Consider the following 1,347-nt stretch of genomic DNA (forward strand, 5'->3'; position numbering starts at 1 on the left):
CGCCCGGGCGGCGGCCGGTCTGCGGCCGGGGGCGTCCTTCCACGAGATGTGGCGCGACCTGGCCCGCATCGGCCGGGACAACACCACCGGCGGATACCGCAGGCACGCCTGGACGCCCGCCGACGCCGACTGCCGCGCCTGGTTCCGGGCCCAGGCCGAGAGCCGCGGCCTGGACCACGAACTCGACCGCAACGGCAACCAGTGGGCCTGGCTCGGCGACCGCACCGCCTCCGACGCGGTCGTCACCGGCTCGCACCTCGACTCGGTGCCCGACGGCGGCGCCTTCGACGGCCCGCTGGGCGTCGTGTCCGCCTTCGCCGCGCTCGACGAACTCCACAGCCGCGGCGTGACGTTCGGCAAACCGGTCGCGATCGTCAACTTCGGCGACGAGGAGGGCGCCCGGTTCGGCCTGGCCTGCACCGGCTCCCGCCTGTCGGCCGGACAACTCACCGTGGACCGGGCCCACCGGCTGCGGGACGCCGACGGCGTCACCCTGGCACGGGCCATGGAACGCGCCGGACACGACCCGGACGCCATCGGCCCCGACCCGCAACGCCTCGGCCGCATCGGCGCGTTCGTCGAACTGCACATCGAGCAGGGCCGCGCGCTCGCCGACACCCCGCACCCGGTCGGTGTCGCGTCCGCCATCTGGCCGCACGGCCGGTGGCGCTTCGACTTCCACGGCGAGGCGAACCACGCCGGGACGACCCGGCTCGCCGACCGCCGCGACCCGATGCTGACCTACGCGCACACCGTGCTCGCCGCCCGGGAACACGCAGCCGCGACGGGCGCGTTGGCCACCTTCGGCAAGGTCGCCGTGGACCCCGGCGGGGTCAACGCCATCGCCTCCCGGATCCGCGGCTGGCTCGACTCGCGCGCCCCGGACGAGCGCACCCTCGGCGCCGTGGTCGCCGCCGTCGAACGGGCCGCCGCCGAACGCGCCGAACTCGACGGCGTCACCGTGGACGTCACCCGGGAGTCGTTCACGCCCGTCGTGGAGTTCACCCACGACCTGCGCGACCGCATCACCGGTCACCTCACCGAGCGCCTCGCCGACCGGCCCGGTGGCGCCCGCGGGCCCGTGCCGGTGCTGCCCACCGGCGCCGGACACGACGCGGGCATCCTGTCCGCGCTGCTGCCCACCGCCATGCTGTTCGTGCGCAACCCCACCGGCGTCTCCCACTCACCCGCCGAGACCGCCGCGGAGGACGACTGCGCCGCCGGAGTGACCGCGCTCGCCGACGTACTGGAGGACCTGGCGTGCAGCTGACGTACTGGGCGGAACACGCCTGGCTGGGCGGCACCGTCGAGCAGGGCGTCACCCTGGAGGCGGCCGACGGCCGCCTC

The 1,347-nt window shown here is 75.7% G+C and carries 1 protein-coding gene; it reads left to right on the forward strand.

Features of this window, described 5'->3' with window-relative positions; all coding sequences use genetic code 11:
- The first annotated feature begins 46 nt into the window (after window positions 1-46).
- Window positions 47-1,270 (forward strand): allantoate amidohydrolase, encoded by a 1,224-nt coding sequence (locus tag ACYVE9_RS27095; protein ID WP_461030529.1) that lies wholly within the window; start codon window positions 47-49, stop codon window positions 1,268-1,270.
- Window positions 1,271-1,347 lie beyond the last annotated feature (77 nt).

It is taken from the genome of Streptomyces sparsus, from assembly GCF_054776295.1.

Coding starts and splice junctions, on each gene's coding strand:
- ACYVE9_RS27095 (WP_461030529.1), top strand. CDS start 47: ATGTGGCGCGACCTGGCCCGCATCGGCCGGGACAACACCACCGGCGGA.